General features: G+C 44.1%; 19 protein-coding genes, 1 pseudogene and 1 other annotated feature. Of the genes and pseudogenes, 18 read left to right on the plus strand and 2 right to left on the minus strand.

From position 1 onward, the window contains the following. Positions 1–56 precede the first annotated feature (56 nt). The 15 genes and pseudogenes from mnmA (at position 57) to EAL2_RS06315 (ending at position 14,602) form a co-directional block, all read left to right on the plus strand. Positions 57–1,133, plus strand: coding sequence for a tRNA 2-thiouridine(34) synthase MnmA (mnmA, locus tag EAL2_RS06245; RefSeq protein ID WP_025435539.1), 1,077 nt, complete (start codon positions 57–59; stop codon positions 1,131–1,133). 167 nt (positions 1,134–1,300) lie between these two features. Next, positions 1,301–3,940 (plus strand): alanine--tRNA ligase, encoded by a 2,640-nt coding sequence (gene alaS / locus EAL2_RS06250; RefSeq protein ID WP_025435540.1) that lies wholly within the window; start codon positions 1,301–1,303, stop codon positions 3,938–3,940. Between the two features lie 131 nt (positions 3,941–4,071). Continuing rightward, on the plus strand, positions 4,072–4,329 hold the full coding sequence (locus EAL2_RS06255; protein ID WP_025435541.1) for an IreB family regulatory phosphoprotein: 258 nt from the start codon (positions 4,072–4,074) through the stop codon (positions 4,327–4,329). 11 nt (positions 4,330–4,340) lie between these two features. Next, positions 4,341–6,494: a hypothetical protein gene (locus EAL2_RS06260; protein ID WP_025435542.1), complete on the plus strand. Its 2,154-nt coding sequence runs from the start codon at positions 4,341–4,343 to the stop codon at positions 6,492–6,494. 15 nt (positions 6,495–6,509) lie between these two features. After that, positions 6,510–6,931: pseudogene (ruvX, locus tag EAL2_RS06265) on the plus strand (Holliday junction resolvase RuvX). A 12-nt stretch (positions 6,932–6,943) separates the two neighbouring features. Continuing rightward, positions 6,944–7,195, plus strand: coding sequence for a DUF1292 domain-containing protein (locus EAL2_RS06270; protein WP_025435543.1), 252 nt, complete (start codon positions 6,944–6,946; stop codon positions 7,193–7,195). Between the two features lie 143 nt (positions 7,196–7,338). Next, complete coding sequence (locus tag EAL2_RS06275; RefSeq protein ID WP_025435544.1) at positions 7,339–7,785, plus strand: Fur family transcriptional regulator; 447 nt, start codon at positions 7,339–7,341, stop codon at positions 7,783–7,785. A 170-nt stretch (positions 7,786–7,955) separates the two neighbouring features. Then, on the plus strand, positions 7,956–9,620 hold the full coding sequence (locus tag EAL2_RS06280) for a ribonuclease J (protein ID WP_025435545.1): 1,665 nt from the start codon (positions 7,956–7,958) through the stop codon (positions 9,618–9,620). A gap of 80 nt (positions 9,621–9,700) precedes the next feature. After that, entirely contained in the window at positions 9,701–10,297 is a 597-nt protein-coding gene (locus EAL2_RS06285) for a site-2 protease family protein (protein ID WP_025435546.1), read from the plus strand. Positions 10,298–10,304: 7 nt separating this feature from the next. Continuing rightward, positions 10,305–11,030, plus strand: a complete 726-nt coding sequence (locus EAL2_RS06290; RefSeq protein WP_084480977.1) for a segregation and condensation protein A — start codon at positions 10,305–10,307, stop codon at positions 11,028–11,030. Then, positions 11,020–11,547: an SMC-Scp complex subunit ScpB gene (scpB, locus tag EAL2_RS06295; RefSeq protein ID WP_025435548.1), complete on the plus strand. Its 528-nt coding sequence runs from the start codon at positions 11,020–11,022 to the stop codon at positions 11,545–11,547. The genes EAL2_RS06290 and scpB overlap by 11 nt, the downstream gene beginning before the upstream one ends. A gap of 149 nt (positions 11,548–11,696) precedes the next feature. Next, on the plus strand, positions 11,697–12,416 hold the full coding sequence (locus EAL2_RS06300) for a pseudouridine synthase (RefSeq protein ID WP_084480980.1): 720 nt from the start codon (positions 11,697–11,699) through the stop codon (positions 12,414–12,416). A 56-nt stretch (positions 12,417–12,472) separates the two neighbouring features. Continuing rightward, on the plus strand, positions 12,473–12,928 hold the full coding sequence (locus EAL2_RS06305; RefSeq protein ID WP_025435550.1) for a GNAT family N-acetyltransferase: 456 nt from the start codon (positions 12,473–12,475) through the stop codon (positions 12,926–12,928). 15 nt (positions 12,929–12,943) lie between these two features. After that, entirely contained in the window at positions 12,944–13,708 is a 765-nt protein-coding gene (gene surE / locus EAL2_RS06310; RefSeq protein WP_025435551.1) for a 5'/3'-nucleotidase SurE, read from the plus strand. A 27-nt stretch (positions 13,709–13,735) separates the two neighbouring features. Continuing rightward, the gene (locus EAL2_RS06315) at positions 13,736–14,602 is read left to right on the plus strand and encodes a MurR/RpiR family transcriptional regulator (protein ID WP_025435552.1); all 867 of its coding nucleotides are present in this window, start codon (positions 13,736–13,738) and stop codon (positions 14,600–14,602) included. A gap of 161 nt (positions 14,603–14,763) precedes the next feature. Here the strand turns inward: EAL2_RS06315 and EAL2_RS06320 are convergent, their stop codons facing one another. Further along, positions 14,764–15,504, minus strand: coding sequence for an NAD-dependent protein deacylase (locus tag EAL2_RS06320; protein ID WP_025435553.1), 741 nt, complete (start codon positions 15,502–15,504; stop codon positions 14,764–14,766). A 305-nt stretch (positions 15,505–15,809) separates the two neighbouring features. On the opposite strand from EAL2_RS06320, the gene rd reads away from it, so the two are divergent. Together rd and EAL2_RS06325 are read left to right on the plus strand one after the other, a co-directional pair. Then, positions 15,810–15,983 carry a rubredoxin gene (gene rd / locus EAL2_RS15055; protein ID WP_070810847.1) on the plus strand — a complete coding sequence of 58 codons (174 nt, stop codon included), beginning with the start codon at positions 15,810–15,812 and terminating at the stop codon, positions 15,981–15,983. 21 nt (positions 15,984–16,004) lie between these two features. Next, on the plus strand, positions 16,005–16,382 hold the full coding sequence (locus EAL2_RS06325; RefSeq protein ID WP_025435554.1) for a desulfoferrodoxin: 378 nt from the start codon (positions 16,005–16,007) through the stop codon (positions 16,380–16,382). A 64-nt stretch (positions 16,383–16,446) separates the two neighbouring features. Here EAL2_RS06325 and EAL2_RS06330 read toward each other — a convergent pair whose 3' ends face one another. Continuing rightward, on the minus strand, positions 16,447–16,734 hold the full coding sequence (locus tag EAL2_RS06330) for a DUF5665 domain-containing protein (RefSeq protein WP_025435555.1): 288 nt from the start codon (positions 16,732–16,734) through the stop codon (positions 16,447–16,449). Positions 16,735–16,911: 177 nt separating this feature from the next. Continuing rightward, positions 16,912–17,176, plus strand: a binding site (T-box leader). Between the two features lie 67 nt (positions 17,177–17,243). On the opposite strand from EAL2_RS06330, the gene asnA reads away from it, so the two are divergent. Next, positions 17,244–18,254, plus strand: a complete 1,011-nt coding sequence (gene asnA / locus EAL2_RS06335) for an aspartate--ammonia ligase (RefSeq protein ID WP_025435556.1) — start codon at positions 17,244–17,246, stop codon at positions 18,252–18,254. Positions 18,255–18,366 lie beyond the last annotated feature (112 nt).

The raw sequence follows: 18,366 nt of genomic DNA on the forward strand, positions 1-18,366 counted from the left end.
ATCCATGATGTAGTATTAATTATTATGTAAATATGAAATTGAAGACAGGTGGTAATATGAATAATAAAGTTATGATTGGAATGAGCGGAGGCGTTGACAGTTCCGTTGCCGCATATTTGCTAAAGGAGCAGGGCTACGAGGTCATAGGCGTGTTTATGAAGCTTTGGGAAGGCCGCGGTGAGAGTGAGAGGGCATGCTGCTCTCTTTCAGCGGCTGAGGATGCACGAAGGGTTGCAGACAGGATAGGAATACCGTTTTACGTTATAAACATGAAAAAGCCTTTCATGGATAAGGTGGTTGATTATTTTGTGGACGAATATCTGCAGGGCAGAACTCCAAACCCATGCATAGCATGCAACAAGCACATTAAGTTTGACGAATTTCTAAAGAAGGCTATAATGCTTGGCTGCGACCATGTTGCTACAGGCCACTATGCAAAGGTGGAGTACAGCAGCGAGCATGGAAGGTTTTTGCTAAAAAAATCGGCAACTGACGAAAAGGACCAGACTTACGCGCTCTACAACATGACCCAGGAGCAGCTCAGCAGGACCGTGCTCCCGCTTGGAACCTACAACAAGGGCGAAATCAGAGAGATAGCATCCAGCATAGGTCTCGTCACTGCAAACAAGCCAGACAGCCAGGAGATATGCTTTGTTGAAGACGATGACTACGCGTCATTCGTAAAAAACATGTCGAAAAAGAAAATACAGCCCGGCAACTTCGTTGACAGGCAGGGAAATGTGCTCGGAAGGCATGAAGGCATCATAAAATATACGATAGGCCAAAGAAAGGGACTTGGAATAGCCCTTGGATGGCCGGCATATGTGGTAGACATCGATCCGAAGACAAATTCAGTGGTGCTTGGCACAAACGAAGATGTATTCAAAAAAGGTCTTGTGGCGGGGGACATCAACGTGATACCGTACGAGAAGATTGAAGACGGTATGAAGGTGCAGGCCAAGGTCAGATACAACGCCAGGCCCAAACCCGCAACTGTTTACAATATGGACGACGGCAGAATCAAGGTGGTGTTTGACGATAGGGAAAGGGCCATAACCCCTGGACAGTCTGTTGTCATGTATCAAGGCGATATAGTAGTGGGCGGGGGAATAATCGAAAGCTCACTGGAGTAATTAAAGACTACCATATTGACACATCAAGACCCGTTGTATTAATATTTATATTAATAGCTTGCCGCTGTTTAAATGCTTAATAAACGGGATAAACATATAATCCCTGGCCAGATTTTAACTGTGGCGAGGGATTTATTTTTAGGTGATAAACTTTAAGGAGGCAGTGTATGAAAAAGTTAGGGCTAAATGAATTGAGAAAAATGTTTTTAGACTTTTTTGAATCAAAAGATCACTATGTGCGCAGCAGCTATCCGCTGGTGCCTGAAAACGACGAGAGTCTGCTTCTCATAAACGCAGGAATGGCCCCTATGAAGGCGTATTTCATGGGAAAAGAAACGCCTCCTAACAAGAGAATGGCAACATGTCAAAAGTGCATAAGGACTGGCGACATCGATAACGTGGGAATAACGGCAAGACACGCCACTTTTTTTGAAATGCTTGGAAACTTTTCTTTCGGGGACTATTTTAAGAGAGAATCCATACAGTGGGGTTGGGAGTTCGTAACAGAGCACCTTCAGATACCTCAGGACAAGCTCTGGGTTACTGTATATGAGGAAGATGATGAAGCTTATGACATATGGAACAAGGAAGTCGGCGTACCTGCAGATAAGATTGTAAGACTGGGCAAGGCCGACAACTTTTGGGAAATAGGAGTGGGACCCTGCGGTCCGTGCTCGGAGATATACTTCGACAGGGGAGAAAAGTACGGCTGCGGCAGCGAAGACTGCAAGCCAGGTTGCGACTGCGACAGATACCTTGAGTTCTGGAATCACGTATTCACACAGTTCGACAAGGATGAAAACGGTGTTTACCATCCGTTGCCAAATCCAAACATAGACACAGGAATGGGACTTGAAAGAATAGCATGCATAATGCAGGGCGTAGGCACCATATTCGAGGTAGACACTATAGACCACATACTAAAGGGCGTATGTGAGATTTCAGGAGCTCAGTACGGTAAAGAGCGCAAGACTGACATCTCCGTAAGGATAATAACAGACCACATAAGGGCTGTGACGTTCATGATAGGGGACGGGGTTCTTCCATCAAATGAGGGCAGAGGCTATGTGCTTAGAAGGCTTTTAAGAAGGGCTGCAAGGCACGGCAGGCTGCTTGGAATCAAGGGTGCTTTCCTTTGCGATCTTATGGACAAGGTGGTAGAGATAAGCAGCGACGCTTATCCGGAACTCAGAGAAAAGCGCGAGTACATCAGGAAGGTACTCAATGTGGAAGAGGACAGATTTGAAGAGACAATTGACCAGGGCATGGAGATCTTAAAAGGCTACATGGAAAGCCTCAAAGAAGCCGGCAAGAATATAATACCAGGAGAGGATGCATTCAGGCTCTACGACACATATGGCTTCCCAATAGATCTGACAAAGGAGATAGCCAGCGAAGAGGGCTTTGCCGTAGATGAAGCTGTCTTTGAAAAGGAAATGGAAGACCAGAGAGAAAGAGCCAGAAGCGCAAGAGGCGAAATGGAGGGCGCGGGCTGGAAAGAAGACGTGTTTGCAAGCCTGGATCCTGCCATAAAGAGCGAATTCCTCGGTTACGAAACCCTCGAGGTAGAGGCTAAGGTGCTTGCTATAATAACCGAGGGCGGCATATCGGAAAGCATCAGTGAAGGTGAAAAGGGCATAGTCATACTTGACAGGACACCTTTCTATGCCGAAAGCGGCGGCCAGGCAGGCGACCAGGGAATAATAGAGGGTGAAAATTTCTTAGCTGAAGTTGAAGACACACAAAAGGGTCTCAATGACAGAATACACCATGAAGTATTTGTCAAAAAAGGCAAGCTCAGCGTAGGTCAAAGTGTCAAGCTTTCTGTAGTGGAAGAAATCAGGATGGCTACAGCCAGAAACCATACTGCGACACATATGCTTCAAACCGCGCTCAGGAAGGTTCTGGGCGAGCATGTAGAACAGTCGGGCTCGCAGGTCAACCACGAAAAACTAAGATTCGACTTTACTCATTTTGAGTCTATATCAAAAGAGCAGCTACTTGAGGTTGAAAAGATAGTCAACATAAACATACTCAAGTCGCACGGCATAGAGGTAAAAAGCACAACAATCGATGAAGCCAAAAAAAGCGGAGCCACTGCGCTGTTTGGAGAAAAATACGGCGACATAGTCAGAATGGTTAAAATGGGAGACTATTCGACAGAGCTTTGCGGAGGAACTCACCTTGAGAATACTGCGCAGGTTGGACTTTTCAGGATAATATCAGAAAGCGGAATAGCTGCCGGAGTAAGAAGGATAGAGGCTGTAACGGGAATGGCAGTCTACAACATGCTAAACCACAAGCAGCAGGTAATAGACAGTGCATGCACAGCGCTCAAGACAAAGGAAGACAACATAGTGCACAGAGCTGAAGGTGTAATGCAGCATGTGAGGGAGCTTGAAAAGGAAGTAGAGGAGCTTAAATCCAAGCTGTTCTCAAACTCGCTCGATGAAATACTTGGCAACAAGGCGTCAGTTGACGGCGTTGACTACATTGTACAGAGGATGGACGGCCAGGATATGGACTCTCTAAGGGCAAATGCTGACAAGATCAGAGACAAGATGGCTTCAGGAGTAGTAGTTCTGGCAGGGGCCGAAGGAGACAAGGTGAATTTTGTGGCCACGGTTACAAAGGACCTTGTTGGAAAAGGCCTCAATGCAGGCAGCATAGTCAAGGAAGCAGCAAAGATAACAGGCGGAGGCGGAGGCGGCAAGCCTAACATGGCCCAAGCCGGAGGCAGAGACGTATCCAAGCTGGATGAGGCTTTGTCTGCAATCCCGGGGATAATAAAGGCCCAGATAAAATAAAAGAACATAATGCATTCCAAGGGGCAGGTTAACCTGCCCCTTGTTAAGTGGAGCAAATGATGATACAACCTTAAAAAACGGGGCATATATGTGATATAATGGTTAATGAAATAACTAAAGGGGTGATATTTATGAACTTTAACAATGAAAGCACAATGAAATTTGAAGCTGTAAAGGACGAAAACATGACTCCAAGGGTGGTACTTGAGACTGTTTATGAGGCTCTCAAGGAGAAAGGCTATAATCCCATCAATCAGATGGTTGGCTACCTGCTCTCTGGAGACCCGACGTATATAACAAGCCACAAAAATGCCAGAAGCATAATAAGAAAAGTCGAAAGAGACGAGCTGCTGGAAGAAATCCTAACTGAATATCTTAAAGGAAAGTAGGCGGTATCCAGGTGAGAAAAACAATTTTTGCGACTTTCATGTGCATAGCCATGCTCTTTAGTCTGGCATCGGGCAATTCTGCGTATGCAGCCCCAAAGGGCAAGGTTATAGTAATAGTTGCAAACAGAATGGGAATGCAGCAGCTGCTTGAAATACAAGTGTTAAAGAGCGAGCTTGAAAAGCGCGGCTATGCAGGCCTTATGAATATACGGGGCTCGAAGGGAACAAGCGATGTAAGGTCGTATGCATCGATAGGCTGGGGCTCGAGGGCATATTTGGACGCTGAGGATGTTGACATCAGGACAAAGGACCTGCTGGAGCAGGATGTGTTCAAAAGAAGGACTGCAATGGAGCCAATGGACATAAACAACATCGGCATCAATACCATCAAAGCAAAGGCGCTTGAAGGCGAATACAGCGTATTTCCAGGAATGCTGGGGGAGGAACTCAAAAATAACGGACTTGGCATATCGGTTGTAGGCAATGCGGACACCGACATGGAAAAGGTAAGGTATTCGGCTCTCATGGCCATGGACAAGGACGGCAACGTGCCCTCAGGCGAGATAGAAGATATAAACAAGCCGGATTCCAGAATGCCATTTGGAATAGCAACGGACTATGAAAAGCTCAAAAAATATACGCAGGAGTACTACGAAAAGTCTGAAGTTACAATTGTGGAACTTGGCGACACATACAGGCTTGACGCGTATAGGCCGTATCTCAACGACAAGGCCTACGGAATAATGCAAAAGAACATATACAAGAGCGCAAACGACTATATAGGCTATGTCCTGGGAAGCCTTGCATCTGAAAATGACAGGGTATATGTGCTTGCGCCGCACACAAGGCTGGCCGACTACAAGAATTACCAGAGGCTGGCTCCAATAATGATATTTGACGGCGAAGAGTCGGGCATTGCATATTCTGATACCACAAGAAGAGAAGGCGTTATAGGCAACATCGACGTGGCGGCTGATATACTCGATTATTTCGGAATCAGATCGGAGCTCGCCTCGGGCAAGCCGATAGAGGCCAAGCCGAAGGCAGCTGCGCTTTCATACCTTGAAAAGGAGTATGCAAAGATAGCGTCCACCTACCAGGTGAGAATTCCGGCGCTTTATACTTATGCCGTATTTGAAATGCTGCTTTGGATAAGCGTATTCATATGCATAATGAAGAAGGACAGGGTAAAAAGCAAGTATTTCAACATTCTCTCAAAGTCGCTTCAGTTCACGGGAGTGGTTCCTTTTGTGATGCTCATAGAGCCCGCATTTGGAATTGTGTCAAAGGCTTGGACTGTGGCATTTATATTGGCAGTCTCGGCAGTAATATACTTTGTAATGCGCAGAACGCTTAAAACAGATCTCGACAGACTCATATTCCTGAGCGTATTAAACGGCGCAGGAATACTTTGTGACGCCGTGCTCGGGCAGGAGATGATAAAGCGTTCAATACTCGGATATGACTCTATAATAGGTGCAAGATATTATGGCATAGGCAATGAGTATATGGGGATTCTAATAGGAGCCGCCCTGCTTGGCGTCTCTGGACTATTGCAAAAAGGCAAGATAAAAAAGAGCGCAGCAGCTGCAATTCTTGTCGTCACAATGGCAATACTCGGCTTCCCCAAAATTGGAGCCAATGTGGGCGGACTGATAACGGCAGCCACATGCTTTTTGCTGTTCGTACTCAAAGCATATGATGTAAAGATAGACTTCAAGAGGATAATCTTAATAGGCTGCTTTGTTGTCGGCGTCGTGGTTGCAATGGCGCTGCTTGACATATATGTGCTGGGCAGCAAGTCTCACCTTGCAGGTGCCATACAAAGCATAGGCGAAGGCGGACCTCAGGTGATAGTTCAAATCATACAAAGAAAGATTGAGATGAACTACAGGCTAATAGGCGCGTCCATATGGAGCAAGGTATTCATAATAGCTCTCCTGATTGTAGGAATACTATTCTACAGACCGTTTGGAATACTAAAGACAATATGCAGCGAAAATCCATGGCTTGCCAAGGGATGGATTTCAATAATAGTGGGAAGTTTTGTGGGTTTTGTAGTCAATGACTCGGGAGTTGTAGCAGCGGCTACTAGCATATCGTTTGTAATAATTTCGGCGCTTGTGCTTTCAATGAATAAAATAGTATCTGAAAAAACCAGCTAGCCATTTGGAGGTAAAATGCATAAAAAAATGGGATTAGACGTAGGCGACAAGACAATAGGAGTTGCTCTCAGCGATATGATGGGGATTACGGCACAGCCGCTCAAGACTATCAGAAGAAAAAACTATGAAAAGGACTTTGACGAGCTCATTCAGATAATAAAGTCAAACTCCGTTGATGAAATAATATCAGGCTTGCCAAAGAACATGAACGGCACTCTTGGACCTCAGGGAGAAAAGGTCATTAAATTCATCGAAAAGCTCCAGGGGGTAATTGATATCAAAGTGGAGTACTGGGATGAGAGGCTCACAACAGTTGCAGCCCAACGGGCTCTACTCGAGGCCGACATGAGCAGGGAAAAAAGAAAAAAGTAGTGGACATGGTGGCTGCAGCCCTTATACTGCAGGGATACCTTGACATGAAGAATATGAAAAAATAAGGAGAGATAACAGTGGAAGACAACAAGATAATATTGCTTGACGAAGAAGGCAATGAAATGGAATTTGAAATAATAATGACGCTGGATGTTGAAGGCGTTGAATACGCAATACTAGCCCAGGAGGGCGACGAAGAATCTGCAGTTGTGCTCAGGATGGACTATGACGCAGATGGAGAGCTGATGCTAGTGCCTATAGAGGACGACGAGGAGTATGAAAACGTAGTGAGCGCCTATGAAGTGCTTGCAGAAGAGGAAGAGCTGTAGTTTTTAAGGTCGAAGGGACAGATGCCCAAAAAGAGGTATCTGTCTTTTTGTATGTGACAAATAGCTGTTGACAGTTGTCTTTTATTGCCATATAATTATTTTAAATGATATTGTTTTTTAAATGAAAATAAAGGTGATTATATATGGACACAAGCTTCGATATTATAAAGGAAAGGCTCAAGGACAAGGGTCTCAAGTTTACTCCTCAGAGAAGAAACGTCATAGACACTGTCGTAGAGTCAACCGGAAGACATTTGAATATAGAGGAAATATACAATATAGTCAAGAAAAAATGTCCCGAAATCGGTCTTGCAACCGTATACAGGACTATACAGCTGCTTGATGATATAAATGTACTGTCAAAACTCGACTTGAATGACGGCTGCATAAGGTATGAGTTATCGATCAACAACGATGACTATCACAGCCACCATCATCTCATATGCAGGGAGTGCGGCGAGGTCATAGAGGTCAAGGAAGACCTGCTCGAAATGCTTGAAAATACAATAGAGCAAAACTACAATTTCAAGATATATGACCATGACCTTAGGGTGTTTGGCATATGTTCAAAATGTAGAAAGTCTGAATAGGTGACATAGTTTATAAAGACCTGGGAAGCCCGGTCTTTTTTATTTTGATGCTTTCACGGTTTTATGCTAAAATTGTTATGAGAAGAGTTATAGATGACCGGCTATTATCTGTGGCTCGCCAATCAAATGTGCGGAATAAAATCGGACAATAAAACATAGGAGGAGATAGTTTGAAAAAAAATACTTCAAAAATCAAGATCATACCTTTGGGAGGTATGAATGAAATCGGCAAGAACTTGACCGCCATAGAGTATAAGGATGAAATAATACTTATAGACTGCGGACTGAGTTTTCCAGAGGAAGAGATGCTGGGAATAGACATTGTAATCCCTGACATATCGTATCTTCTAAAGCATAAGGACAAGGTGAAGGGCATATTTCTAACACACGGGCACGAAGACCACATAGGGGCTTTGCCGTATTTTCTCAAGAAAATAAACGTGCCTGTTTACGGAACAAGGCTTACACTTGGCCTTGTGGAGTTCAAGCTCAAAGAGCACAGGCTAAATAATGTAAAGCTTCAAGTTGTCAAGCCGGGACAAATGATCAAAAAATCCAACTTTGAGGTTGAATTCATAAGGGTCAACCACAGCATAGCAGACGCGTGCGCCATAGCAGTACACACTGAGATTGGCACGCTATTCCATACGGGTGATTTCAAGATAGACCACACACCAATAGACGGTGATCTTATGGATTTTGGAAGAATAGCCGAGATTGGAAGCCAGGGCGTGCTGCTTATGATGGCTGACAGTACAAATGTGGAAAGACCGGGAGCAACCATGTCCGAAAGGACAGTCGGAGCCACACTGGATGAGATATTCAGCGGGGCCAAAAGCAGGATAATTGTAGCCACATTCGCATCCAATGTGCACAGGCTGCAGCAGGTTATAAACTCTGCCGACAAATACCACAGGAAGATTGTGGTTTCAGGAAGATCAATGGTCAATGTCGTGGGAGTGGCAAGTGAACTTGGTTATCTGAATGTGCCCGAGGGAGTTATGATAGACATAAACGAAATGGGTAATTACAACGACAGCGAGCTGGTACTCATAACTACAGGCTCACAGGGCGAACCTATGTCGGCGCTTTCGAGGATGGCCGCATCGGAACACAAGAAGCTGGACGTTCAGCCGGGAGACCTGGTAATAATATCTGCAAATCCGATACCGGGCAATGAAAAACTGGTATCCAGGGTTATAAACCAGCTGTTTGAAAGAGGCGCAGAGGTTATATACGAGGCCCTTGCTGACATACACGTTTCCGGACACGCATGCCAGGAAGAGCTAAAGCTGATGCACAGACTTGTAAGGCCTAAATTCTTCATGCCGGTCCACGGCGAGTACAGGCACCTCAAGCAGCATGGAGAGCTTGCAGAAGAGCTGGGGATGCCAAGAGAAAACATACTCATTAGCAGCAACGGTGTGATACTGGAAGTGGACGGCAATGGAGCAAAATTCACAGGCAGCGTGCCATCGGGCAATATACTCATAGACGGACTTGGCGTAGGCGATGTAGGCAACATAGTCCTAAGGGACAGAAGGCACCTTTCGGAGGACGGCCTTATGGTAGTGGTTGTCACAATATCGAAGGAAAGCGGCGAGGTAGTGGCAGGACCCGACATAATATCAAGGGGCTTTGTATACGTAAGGGAATCCGAGGACCTAATGCACAATGCAAGACTTATAGTGAAAAAGGCGCTTGAGAACTGCTCGGGAAGGCAGATGAAGGAATGGTCATACATGAAAAATTCTATAAAGGATGATCTCAAGAATTTCCTATACCAAAAGACAAAGAGAAACCCTATGATACTTCCAATAATAATGGAAGTATAGGAATCTGTTTCTCATGACATATGTGGCCGCTGCAGAATTCGCGGCGGCCTTTTTTGATTGCTGAAGGAGGAAGGCTTCAATTGATACTAGACATTTTAAAGCAGTTTCCGGCTATACTCATTGCAATATCAGTCCACGAGTACGGACATGCGCTTGTGGCGTACGCAATGGGGGACGACACTGCAAAGCGTGCCAACAGGATGACTCTGGATCCATTAAAGCACATAGACATGGTGGGAATGCTAGTGCTGCTTCTAGCACATTTTGGCTGGGCAAAGCCGGTGCCAATAGACGAGAGAAATTTTAGAAATAAAAGACTAGGGCTTTTTGCCGTCTCGCTGGCCGGGCCCGCATTCAACCTTATATGCGCGCTTGTGTTTCTCATACTCTACAAGCTCGAAGCCGCCTTTATAGGCATGTACGCTCTTGATATAATGCTTGCATATGTTTTCAAGTTCAACATACTTTTTGCTGCCTTCAACATGCTTCCTATTCCACCGCTGGACGGATCAAAGCTGCTGCTCTCTGTGCTGCCAAGCAGTGTGAGCAGATTTTACTGGCAGTATGAAAACATAGGAACTGTAATATTAATAGCGCTCATATTCACAAACAAGATAGGCCTTTTCATATATCCAATAGTGGATGTGTTTGAAAGGGTGCTGCTTAGCATAGCATAGGAGTTGATTGGATTTGGGATGCAGCTTTCAGATAGAGGTGTATGAAGGACCGCTTGAGTTCTTGTATGAGCTCATAAAAAAGCACAAGATAGACATATGCGACGTGCCCATATATGAAATCACAAGCCAGTTCACAGACTATGTAAAGGCGCTCAAGAGCTTTGATATGGAGCTCGCGAGTGATTTCATAGTGATGGCATCAGAGCTTCTTGAGATAAAGTCAAGATATCTGCTCTACCTTAGAGCGGAAGAGGAAGAGGCGGAGGATCCAAGAAAAGGCCTTGTTGAAAGGCTGCTCATATACAACAAGTTTAAGCAGGCGGGAGAGCATCTGAGAGAGAAATCAAGCGGCCTTGGCGAGAGATTCTGCAGAAAGCAGGAAGAGGTGCTGCTCGATGATGACTTCCAAATCAGCGACATGAGCATTGAAAGTCTTATGGCGGCCATGGCGCTGATTCCGCAAAGGGCTCAAAAGCAGGAGCCGGACTTGATGCAAAACACCTACAGAAAAAAAAGTTTTACAATAGAGGAGAAGACAAGAGTGATACTCCAGAGGATAGACGAGTGTGAAGACGTTGCTTTCGAGGACATAATATCTACAGACTCCGCCGAGGAGAAGATAGTCGCATTCCTATCGGCGCTGGAGCTGGTAAAGAAAAAGCTCATTAGGCTTTGCCAGAGCGGCTTTGCAATGCCAATAACTATAAAAAGGCGGGTGGCCTATGAAATATAGCAGTATTCAAAGCAGCATAGAATCGCTCCTGTTTGTATATTCGGATCCGCTTGATGAAAAGGAAATAGCCATGGCGCTGGACGCAAAGGAAGAAGAGATCGCAAGGGAGCTTCAAAGCTTGATGCTTCACTACGAGGAGTCAGGCAGCGGCATAAGGCTCATAAAGCTCAACGGGAAATATCAGCTTGTAAGCAATCCTTTGAATGCAGGCTGCATAAGAAAGCTTTTCATGCCTTCAAGAAGGAAGTCTCTGACACAGGCCGCGCTCGAAACGCTGGCAATAATAGCCTACAAGCAGCCTGTTACAAAAATAGAGATAGAAGACATAAGAGGCGTCAAATGCGACAAGCCTCTCAAGACTCTTGCGGACTACTCTCTTATAGAGGAGGCCGGAAGGCTCAAGAAAATAGGCAATCCGATACAGTACAGGACAACTGAGGAATTCCTAAGAGTATTCGGACTCGAATCTATAAAGGAGCTTCCGGAGCTGGATTCATTCAAGGAGCAAAGCGAGTAAATTAAATGAGATAATAACAACCTGAATAATTCGGGTTTTTTTTGCAGTTTAACCCGTCAAGCGGTATTTGAATAATCAGCGGTGTGGTATATAATAAAACTATAGCTCAATAAATGTGAATTAAAATGCAAAAATGGAAGGAGCTGCTTATGAGGCTGAACAAATATATTGCATTCTGCGGAGCCGCATCCAGGCGAAAGGCTGACGAGCTTGTGCTCCAGGGTAGAGTGAGGATTAACGGAATATTGGTTAAAGAGGTCGGGGTACAGATAGAGCCCGGAATTGACACTGTTGAGATAGATGGCAAAACAATAACTCCTGAAGATGAAAAGGTATACATAATGCTCAACAAGCCTACGGGATATGTATCGACAGCCAAGGATCAGTTTGGAAGAAAGACCGTCCTTGATCTTGTCGATACCGATAAAAGGGTATATCCGGTTGGCAGACTCGATTATGATACCTCGGGGCTCATAATACTTACAAACGACGGCGATTTTTCATATGCGATGACTCATCCAAAGCATGAAATAAAAAAGGTTTACATCGCAAAAATAAAGGGAAAGCCCAGCATCTCTCAGATTGCATTGTTTGAACGCGGACTCCGTATAGAAGGCTATACAACCGCGCCTTCGCGGCTTGAGCTGCTTAAATATGATGCTGCCTCAGATTCGAGTGTTGTAAGGATAACTATACACGAGGGCAAAAACAGGCAGGTAAGGAAGATGTGCGATGCCATAGGACATCCAGTCATGTCGCTCTCAAGGGTTCAAATAGGACACCTGAATCTTGGCGACCTTGAAAAAGGCAAGTCAAGACCGCTCAAAGCCGAAGAAGTCAAAAGGCTGCTTAAAGCCGTAACAATATAGAAAGAGCGCTGCCATAGAATCACGAATTAGAGTTCATATGAGACGGAGGAGATATTATGCTTGAGCTTACAAGAATAAAGCCGCAGGATATTGAAAGACTGGATGAAATACTAAGGCAGAACAACATAAGTAAATGCAGCAAGGAAAACTGCATGGCAATATATGAGGGCACGGAAATAATAGGAATCGCAAGCTATGAAAGACATGGCAGCATCGCCATTCTGGAGAAGCTTGCAATGCTGACAATCGACCCAGGCGAGAGACTAAAGGACGGTCTGATAAGGGCGCTTTTGAACATGGCCGATTTGCAGGGCGTTCGGATATTCATTATTGAAAAGGCCGGAGACTTCTCATTCTATGAGAAAATGGGCTTCAAAAGCATAGCACAAAGGGACTTTGTAATGCCAGAGGAGCTAAGAGACAAAATCAAAGGCGACGACACCCATATATACACGATGCTGCCTGATTTTTTCGAGCAGGGCTGTAAAAGCTGCAGTGGCTGCAAGAAATAGACGAAGGGGATTAATATGAACATACTAGTGACAAATGACGACGGCATTTATTCAAAGGGGATATATGAGCTTTGCAACGCCATTAAGGATATTGCAAGAGTATACGTAGTGGCTCCCGACTCGGAAAAAAGCGCCGTCGGGCATGCTATAACAATGCACAATCCGCTGAAGATAAAAAAGATAAATTTCCACGGCATAGATTCGATAGATGCCTACGCGGTAAGCGGCACGCCGGCTGACTGCGTGAAGCTGGGCATAGAAGCCTTGCTGAGGGATATTGAGATAGACCTTGTGCTTAGCGGCATCAACAACGGCTCTAATCTGGGATCTGATGTAATATATTCAGGCACGGTATCAGCCGCGCTTGAGGCATACATGCTGGACAAGTCATCCATAGCCATTTCATATGATGCAAACGGAGATTCATCTCATGAGTATAAAATAGCAGCAAATTACATGGCTGATTTCATAAAGGGTAATTACATGGAGAACGATGATTTGCAAAGCTCGGTTCTCAATATAAACTTTCCGAACATGCACGGGCGAGACCCTCTGGGGTATAGATCCACAAGACTGGGTATAAGAAGATACGAGAACTCCTTCGAGGAAAGAAAAGATCCCAGAGGCAACATCTACTATTGGATGGGCGGCAGCATAAAGAAGATGCACCAGGAGCCCGACAGTGATATTAGCGCCATTGAAGAAGGGTATATATCCATAACACCGCTTCAGTTCGACCTGACAAATTATGACAAGCTAAAAGGGATGTCAAAGCTGTAACCAAATAAATTCAAAAGAGGGATATGTATGAATGAAGAGAACAAGGATCTCATAAGGACGATAAAGCAGAATTTCACCAAATTAAGTAAAGGGCAAAAGCTGATTGCCCAGTTCATAATGGACAACTACGACAAGGCTGCATTCATGACTGCATCCAAGCTGGGAGACAAGGTCGGTGTCAGTGAGTCTACAGTAGTGAGATTTGCAGGTGCTCTGGGATTTGACGGCTATCCCAAGCTTCAAAAATCACTCCAGGAGCTTATAAAGACAAAGCTCACAACGGTGCAAAGGGTGGAGATGTCACAGGACTACTCCAGTGACTTTGAAGTGCTAAATAAGATTCTCAAATCAGACATAGACAACATAAGAAACACCCTCGAGGACATCAATCCCAAGGCATTCGAAGATGTGATAGACAAGATCGCATCGGCAAAGAAGATATATATTGTCGGCCTTAGAACATCAAGCGCCATAGCCGACTACCTTGGCTTCTATCTGAATCTCATACTCGACAACGTAGTGCTCGTAAACTACGGCATAAGCGACGTTTTCGAGCAGATTATAAAGGTCAGTGAAGAGGACCTTGTAATAGGCATTAGTTTCCCCAGATATTCGAAAAAGACTTATGAAATACTTGAATTCGCGAAAAAACAAGGAGCTACTATAGTGGCGCTTACAGACAGCCACATATCGCCGATAGCCACTCTTTCAGACAATACTCTGCTTGCCAAGAGCAATATGGCATCGTTCGTTGACTCGCTTGTGGCACCTTTGAGTCTTATAAATGCACTGATAGTAGCGCTTGGTATGAGGGAAAAAGACAAGATAAAAGGATACTTCGACAAGCTTGAGCATGTGTGGAAGGACTTCAACATATATGAGGAGCAGGCTTAGGAAATACGTTGAAAATGAAAAAACCGGGGAGACCCGGTTTTTTTTAAAGGGAAACCACAAAAGCAGGCTTAATACGTTTCCTTGCAACTGCAAAATATAGCTTAAATATTATTATCGTAAATGATATAATAATAGCATAGAAATTAAGCTATAATATACTGCTATTTAGAGAAAACCGCCTTGCTAAGTACACTCCCTATGGAGTCTTTTATTACCAGGCTAGCCCGGCTGTCGTACTGCGTAGAAGACTTGTTTATGAGCACAAGCGACGAGCCCTTGAAATAGCGAAGAAGCCCAGCGGCGGGATATACAACAAGAGAAGTACCGCCAACGATAAGAGTGTCTGCTTGAGCTATTGCAGACACGGCATCTTCTATAACGGTTTCATCAAGAGCCTCCTCGTAGAGCACTACATCCGGCTTTATGAGACCTCGGCATGCGCTGCACATTGGAACGGTAGAAGAGCTGGATATTATATAGTCCAGATCGTAGAATGCTTTGCAGGATGTGCAGTAGTTTCTGAGAACAGAGCCGTGCAGTTCTATGACGTTCCTTGAGCCTGCTGCCTGGTGGAGTCCGTCGATATTCTGAGTAACTATAGCCTTAAGATTGCCATTACGCTCCATTTGAGCCAGGGCGTAATGGGCCTTGTTTGGTTTTGCATCAGGATAAAGTATCTTTTCCCTGTAGAACTCGTAAAACTCCAGGGTGTGGGCATCGAAGAAGCTGCGGCTCAGCATTGTCTCCGGAGGATATTCGCCTCCAGAGGCGGTCCTGTAGAGGCCGTTTTCGGAGCGAAAGTCGGGGATGTTGCTTTCGGTAGATACGCCGGCTCCGCCGAAAAACACTATGTCACGACTTGACTTGATGATATTGGAAAGGCGGTTTATAGACTCGTCCATATGAAATACCTCCTATACACATGATTACAATAAATAAGGATACTTTCATTCTAAGTCATTGGTGAAGAAATGCAAGATATATGTGATGAAGTGATGCAAGGAACAGGCGTCTTGCAGCTGTTACACATCTGGTTGCGTCTCAAACTAACAATAAATATCTTAAATAGTATTATCGTAAATGATATATAATAAATCTCCAAAAATAAAAAATATACACATGAAAAATTACAAATTTGACATACACTTATCTGTTTTAATTAAACCCTCCATGGGTAATCATATAAGGAGCTAATTACACTAATTTATTGGGAGGTTATAATTATGAAAAATATGTTTGCTTGGCTTGTGGCTATGTTTATGACCCTGAAGTGGGAGATCCGGACAGCGGAGTAGCCCCTGGAACAGCTTTTGAAGACATTCCAGAGGATTGGGTATGTCCACTTTGCGGAGTAGGCAAGGACATGTTCAAGGAAGAATAAATATAAACGGGGGTAATCAGAGTGAACAAACTTAGAGAACTTTATAAATGCAACAAATGCGGCAATGTTGTTGAAGTTGTTGCAGCTTCCGGACCGCCGATAGTATGCTGCGGAGAAAACATGCAACTTCTTGAGGCCGGAACTGTTGATGCGAGTCTTGAAAAACACGTGCCTGTAGTTGAAGAAACAGAAGGCGGCGTAATTGTAAAGGTTGGCAGCGTTCCTCACCCTATGGAAGAAAAGCACTACATAATGTTTGTGGAAGTGCTTACAGAAGGTCAGGTGCTAAGAGCCGAACTCAAACCTGGAGATGAACCGTCAGCAATGTTCAAGGTTGACAAGAAAGACATAGTTGAAGTCAGGGAGTACTGCAATCTTCACGGACTTTGGAAAGCATAATTTTTAGCCGCTCTTGAAAAAGAGCGGCTTTTTGCTGCTTTCAAATTCATACTTGTTCTTGGTGTTATCTGTTGGCTTCAATTATATCAATGAGCTTGGCTATTATGCTGCCTATAAGAGGCAGGTCAACAAAACCTTTGAGCACATAAACAACTATGGCCGCTACCACTGCTACTCCCACGGTAACGCCAAAACCTCTTGCTACGCCTGCTATAAAATTTGCATAGATGAGCCTTTTTGTACTGCTCATCAAATTTACATACTCCCTTAACCTGCTCTTGTCAATTAATACAGCCAACTCCTGTACCGCTGCCTCAAGCTTCTCCTCTGAAGTGCTGTTATTCTTGTCCAATTAAACTCCTCCATAAATGCATTGTTAAGCTTTATATACCACAATAGCGAATTAATATAACTGTAAGATTAATTCCAGGCAGAATAATCCGAATAAAGTTTATTGAAAAAAATCATTTTAGGTGTTGACATGGTTTTGCCGTATATATATAATTAATATCAACATAACATAATATCATTAAAGACTGCGATGGGAAGAGTAGATATAGATCCTCAATTAAAGAGAGCCGATTATGGTGAGATTTCGGCATTGAGTTTATGTTGAAGAACATCCCTGAGTCTCTAACCGAAATGACTTTATAGTCAAAGTAGACTTAGACGGGGTCAGACCGTTAACATCTGAGCAGTATCGAGTTTATCTCCGTACATGCAGCGAGCGAACTATATCGTAAGATCTAGTTACTTAGGGTGGCACCGCGAAATCACAGCCTTTCGTCCCTTGTTTTGGGATGGAAGGCTTTTTGTTTTTTGTAAATTTGGACGTGAAATGACATAAGGAGGAATTTAAAAATGGAAAACACTATAATACCAAAGGACTATTCTCCACAGCTTACACTGAGAGAGACAGAGGTGGCAATCAAAAGGATAAAGGACTATTTTGAAAGGATGCTCTCACAGGAGCTAAACCTTACAAGAGTTTCAGCTCCGCTGTTTGTAAAACCCGAATCAGGACTAAATGACAACCTGAACGGAGTGGAAAAAGCTGTTTCATTCGAGATGCACGCAGATCCGGGCTCCAGAATAGAAATAGTTCACTCTCTTGCAAAATGGAAAAGAATGGCGCTCTACAGATATGATTTTCACGTTGAAGAAGGTCTCTATACAGACATGAATGCCATAAGAACACATGAAGAACTTGACAACCTGCACTCGATATATGTGGACCAGTGGGACTGGGAGAAAATAATAGCAAGAAGCGACAGGACAAAGGACAAGCTAAAAGATATAGTAGCAGGCATATACGGCGTGTTCAAAAAAACCGAGGAATATCTCTACAAGCTATACCCGCAGTTTGGCAAGATACTGCCTGAAGAGATATTCTTCATAACTACTCAGGAACTTGAGGACAAATACCCTGGGCTTACTCCAAAGGAAAGAGAAGACGCTATAACAAGGGAGAAGGGCGCTGTGTTCCTAATGGAAATTGGCCACAAGCTATCCTCTGGCATGAAACACGACGGAAGATCTCCTGACTATGACGACTGGACACTAAACGGCGACATACTATTCTTTTATCCTCTGCTCGACAGAACCATAGAGCTTTCATCTATGGGAATAAGGGTTGACGAGGAAGCTCTTGAAAAACAGCTTTCTATTGAAGGCTGCGAAGACAGAAGAGAACTTGACTACCACAAGCTGCTGCTTGAAGGAAAACTTCCATGCACAGTGGGTGGGGGAATAGGTCAATCAAGAATGTGCATGTTCTTCATGAGAAGAGCCCACATAGGCGAGGTTCAGGCATCCGTTTGGCCGGAATACATGAGAGAGGCACTCAAGGATTCGAACATTTTCCTTCTCTAAAAATATTTTTTCAAAAAAAATAATCGATATGCAATTGACTCAAAAACATCACATTTGTATAATTGTATACAAAAGGGTTTAAAAAACATTTTGTTTTATTGAATTCAAAAAA

The organism is Peptoclostridium acidaminophilum DSM 3953, from assembly GCF_000597865.1.
In the GTDB taxonomy this organism is placed as follows: domain Bacteria; phylum Bacillota; class Clostridia; order Peptostreptococcales; family Peptostreptococcaceae; genus Peptoclostridium_A; species Peptoclostridium_A acidaminophilum.